Annotated in this window: 2 rRNA genes; both read right to left on the bottom strand. The window is 52.3% G+C overall.

The features are described from left to right. Positions 1 to 37: 37 nt before the first annotated feature. Positions 38 to 3,134, bottom strand: a 23S ribosomal RNA gene (locus E4U03_RS12180). 390 nt (positions 3,135 to 3,524) lie between these two features. Beyond that, a 16S ribosomal RNA gene (locus E4U03_RS12185) occupies positions 3,525 to 5,052 on the bottom strand. Together the 16S and 23S rRNA genes form the textbook arrangement of a ribosomal RNA operon. Between the last annotated feature and the right edge of the window lie 563 nt (positions 5,053 to 5,615).

The following is a 5,615-nucleotide window of genomic DNA, read 5'->3' on the forward strand; positions in this document are numbered from 1 at the left end:
ATACAGTGGACGCAAACACCAAACACACTCAGTCAAAAAATGTAAGCCTTCGGACTATTAGTACCAGTCAACTCCACGGGCATTCCCCGCGTCCATACCTAGCCTATCAACCCCATCATCTATAGGGATCCTCACGTGACACAAAAGCCACCAGGAAATCTCATCTCGAAACAGGCTTCCCGCTTAGATGCTTTCAGCGGTTATCCCTCCCGAACGTAGCCAATCAGCCATGCACCTGGCGGTACAACTGACATACCAGAGGTTCGTCCGTCCCGGTCCTCTCGTACTAAGGACAGCCTTTCTCAAATTTCCAACGCGCGCAGCGGATAGGGACCGAACTGTCTCACGACGTTCTGAACCCAGCTCGCGTACCGCTTTAATGGGCGAACAGCCCAACCCTTGGGACCAACTCCAGCCCCAGGATGCGACGAGCCGACATCGAGGTGCCAAACCATGCCGTCGATATGGACTCTTGGGCAAGATCAGCCTGTTATCCCCGAGGTACCTTTTATCCGTTGAGCGACGGCCGTTCCACAACGTACCGCCGGATCACTAGTCCCGACTTTCGTCCCTGCTCGACCTGCCAGTCTCACAGTCAAGCTCCCTTGTGCACTTACACTCAACACCTGATTGCCAACCAGGCTGAGGGAACCTTTGGGCGCCTCCGTTACTTTTTAGGAGGCAACCGCCCCAGTTAAACTACCCATCAGGCACTGTCCCTGACCCGGATCACGGGCCGAAGTTAGACATCCAGAGCGACCAGAGTGGTATTTCAACAACGACTCCACACGAACTAGCGTCCATGCTTCACAGTCTCCCACCTATCCTACACAAGCCACACCGAACACCAATACCAAACTATAGTAAAGGTCACGGGGTCTTTCCGTCCTGCTGCGCGAAACGAGCATCTTTACTCGTACTGCAATTTCGCCGAGTTCATGGTTGAGACAGTAGGGAAGTCGTTACTCCATTCGTGCAGGTCGGAACTTACCCGACAAGGAATTTCGCTACCTTAGGATGGTTATAGTTACCACCGCCGTTTACTGGGGCTTAAATTCTCAGCTTCGACCCAAAAAGATCTAACCAATCCTCTTAACCTTCCAGCACCGGGCAGGAGTCAGTCCGTATACATCGTCTTACGACTTCGCACGGACCTGTGTTTTTGATAAACAGTCGCTTCCCCCAATTCTCTGCGACCCATACACGCTCACGGCCGCACGGACCGATCACGCTCAAGGCTCCCCTTCTCCCGAAGTTACGGGGACATTTTGCCGAGTTCCTTAACCACGATTCTCTCGATCGCCTTAGTATTCTCTACCTGATCACCTGTGTCGGTTTCGGGTACGGGCGGCTAAAACCTCACGTCGATGCTTTTCTCGGCAGCATAGGATCACCAAATCCCCCACAAACGGGGTCCCATCACGTCTCAGGCCAACACCGGCGCATTTAACAACCGGATACCCTACACGCTTAGACCACGACAACCATCGCGTGGCTTGGCTACCTTCCTGCGTCACACCTGTTAATACGTTTACCTCTAAAAATCGGGTCCTGCAGTCCACCACAAGCTCCCCACCACAAGTGGCAGGGTTACAAACAGCTTCTCACAGTTAGCATCAAAATATCAGTATGGGCGGTTTTTCGCCGGTACGGGAATATCAACCCGTTATCCATCGACTACGCCTGTCGGCCTCGCCTTAGGCCCCGACTAACCCAGGGCAGATTAGCTTGACCCTGGAACCCTTGATCATCCGGCGCACGGGTTTCTCACCCGTGATTCGCTACTCATGCCTGCATTCTCACTCGCATACCCTCCACCACTGGTTTACACCGCAGCTTCACTGGATACACGACGCTCCCCTACCCAACCAGCACAAAAGCTGATTGCCATAACTTCGGTGGTGTACTTGAGCCCCGCTACATTATCGGCGCAGAATCACTTGACCAGTGAGCTATTACGCACTCTTTCAAGGGTGGCTGCTTCTAAGCCAACCTCCTGGTTGTCTAAGCAACTCCACATCCTTTCCCACTTAGTACACGCTTAGGGACCTTAGTTGATGGTCTGGGCTGTTTCCCTCTCGACAATGAAGCTTATCCCCCACTGTCTCACTGCTACGCTCTCACTTACCAGCATTCGGAGTTTAGCTGACGTCAGTAACCCTGTGGGGCCCATCGGCCATCCAGTAGCTCTACCTCCGGCAAGAAACACGTAACGCTGCACCTAAATGCATTTCGGGGAGAACCAGCTATCACAGAGTTTGATTGGCCTTTCACCCCTATCCACAGCTCATCCCCTCCATTTTCAACTGAAGTGGGTTCGGTCCTCCACGACGTCTTACCGTCGCTTCAACCTGGCCATGGATAGATCACTCCGCTTCGGGTCTAGATCCTGCCACTAACTCGCCCTATTCAGACTCGCTTTCGCTACGGCTTCCCCACACGGGTTAACCTCGCGACAGAACACTAACTCGCAGGCTCATTCTTCAAAAGGCACGCTGTCACCCCAAAAGGCTCCAACGGCTTGTAAGCACACGGTTTCAGGTACTATTTCACTCCCCTCCCGGGGTACTTTTCACCATTCCCTCACGGTACTGATTCACTATCGGTCACTAGAAAGTATTTAGACTTACCAGGTGGTCCTGGCAGATTCACACGAGATTCCACGAGCCCCGTGCTACTCGGGTGGCACACACGCGGTCTAACACATTACGATTACAGGACTCTCACCCTCTCCGGTCGCCCATCCCAAGGCGTTCACCTACATGCTAGAACATCACGTCAACAGCCGGTTGAAACTGTTATGCGTACTCCCACAACCCCCATGATGCAACCCTCAACCGGTATCACACACCACAGGTTTAGTCTCTTCCGCTTTCGCTCGCCACTACTCACAGAATCATTAGTTATTTTCTCTTCCTGAGGGTACTGAGATGTTTCACTTCCCCCCGTTCCCTCCAACCAGCCTATACATTCAACTGGTGGTAACAAACCATAATGGCTTGCTGGGTTTCCCCATTCGGACATCCTGGGATCAACGCCCTGTTATCGGCTTCCCCAGGCTTTTCGCAGATTCACACGTCCTTCATCGGCTTCTAGTGCCAAGGCATCCACCGTGTGCCCTTAATAACTTACACACAGATAAAATCAAAGATATTAACCTTGACTAACTAAGTACAAAATCAAAAGTATCAAAGAAACCCAATCATAGAGATTGAGAAATCTTCATTACATTCGAAGATGCTCGCGTCCACTATACAGTTCTCAAACAACAACCCGATACCACTCAAGGCAACCAGGAAAAACCCTGACTACTACTCTCATGCCGGGAACCTAAGAGCAACAAACCATGTATGGCTTGTTACCTCAAAACCCAAAAGCGCACCAGCATTACACACAAACTCATCAGCACAGCACCAACTCCAAAGAGCAAGCACAGCACCTGAACTAACATTCCACCCATGAGCAAACCACCCAAACGACACTCGCGTCCAGCGTGGCTCAACCAATATGTTGAAGCTCCTTAGAAAGGAGGTGATCCAGCCGCACCTTCCGGTACGGCTACCTTGTTACGACTTAGTCCCAATCGCCAATCCCACCTTCGACGACTCCCTCCCAAACGGGTTAGGCCATCGGCTTCGGGTGTTACCAACTTTCGTGACTTGACGGGCGGTGTGTACAAGGCCCGGGAACGTATTCACCGCAGCGTTGCTGATCTGCGATTACTAGCGACTCCGACTTCATGGGGTCGAGTTGCAGACCCCAATCCGAACTGAGACCGGCTTTTTGGGATTAGCTCAACCTCACAGTATCGCAACCCTTTGTACCGGCCATTGTAGCATGCGTGAAGCCCAAGACATAAGGGGCATGATGATTTGACGTCATCCCCACCTTCCTCCGAGTTGACCCCGGCAGTCTCCTATGAGTCCCCACCATTACGTGCTGGCAACATAGAACGAGGGTTGCGCTCGTTGCGGGACTTAACCCAACATCTCACGACACGAGCTGACGACAACCATGCACCACCTGTATACCAGCCCCGAAGGGAAACTCTATCTCTAGAGCGGTCCGGTATATGTCAAGCCTTGGTAAGGTTCTTCGCGTTGCATCGAATTAATCCGCATGCTCCGCCGCTTGTGCGGGCCCCCGTCAATTTCTTTGAGTTTTAGCCTTGCGGCCGTACTCCCCAGGCGGGGCACTTAATGCGTTAGCTACGGCGCGGAAAACGTGGAATGTCCCCCACACCTAGTGCCCAACGTTTACGGCATGGACTACCAGGGTATCTAATCCTGTTTGCTCCCCATGCTTTCGCTTCTCAGCGTCAGTTACAGCCCAGAGACCTGCCTTCGCCATTGGTGTTCCTCCTGATATCTGCGCATTTCACCGCTACACCAGGAATTCCAGTCTCCCCTACTGCACTCTAGTTAGCCCGTACCCACTGCAAACCCGGGGTTAAGCCCCGGGCTTTCACAGCAGACGCGACAAACCGCCTACAAGCTCTTTACGCCCAATAATTCCGGACAACGCTCGCGCCCTACGTATTACCGCGGCTGCTGGCACGTAGTTAGCCGGCGCTTCTTCTGCAGGTACCGTCACTTTCGCTTCTTCCCTGCTGAAAGAGGTTTACAACCCGAAGGCCGTCATCCCTCACGCGGCGTCGCTGCATCAGGCTTGCGCCCATTGTGCAATATTCCCCACTGCTGCCTCCCGTAGGAGTCTGGGCCGTGTCTCAGTCCCAGTGTGGCCGGTCACCCTCTCAGGCCGGCTACCCGTCGTCGCCTTGGTGAGCCGTTACCTCACCAACAAGCTGATAGGCCGTGAGCCCATCTAAAACCAGTACATATCCCTTTCCACCAGCATCCCATGCGGAAACTGGTCGTATCCGGTATTAGACCTCGTTTCCAAGGCTTATCCCAGAGTTAAAGGCAGGTTACTCACGTATTACTCACCCGTTCGCCACTAATCCACCCAGCAAGCTGGGCTTCATCGTTCGACTTGCATGTGTTAAGCACGCCGCCAGCGTTCGTCCTGAGCCAGAATCAAACTCTCCGTTAGAAAAATGAAGTAGTTGATGATCCTGGTCTCTGATTGTTAGCGAACCATTCACCACGGGGTGGTGTGGTTCGAGCTGACGAATCTGAAACCATGTGATTATCAAATTCAGTGAGAAACCGCTGGTTTCTCACAGTGTTGTATAAATATTTGGTATCAGTTCAATTTCCATATCACTCCAGGACCGTTGTGGTCTTGGTATTATGACGATGGACGATAAGAATGTTATTTATAACATTGGTACGCTATTGAGTTTTCAAGCAACAAACCGCATTCTCAACCCTAGCCAAACCTGGCCGGTGTTTCGTATCGGTCATTCTCAAGTTTTCGTGTTACCCGTTTGGGCAACTCGTCTAGTCTATTGCGTTTCTTTTCTGTGCGTCAACTCCGTATTCCGTGTTGTGTCTCACAGTGGCCTGTGGCTGGGTTGTTACTTCAAACTCTCACTCGTGCGAGTTGGGATTTCTCGGTTCCGGCTTTGGCCTGAATTCGCTATGTGACTAGGTGTTTTGTCGCTTGGTGGGTTTCCCCTGTGCCGTGGCGACTCGTAATACTCTACGCAGGTT

This window comes from Rothia nasimurium (genome assembly GCF_004569295.1).
Taxonomy (GTDB): domain Bacteria; phylum Actinomycetota; class Actinomycetes; order Actinomycetales; family Micrococcaceae; genus Rothia; species Rothia nasimurium_B.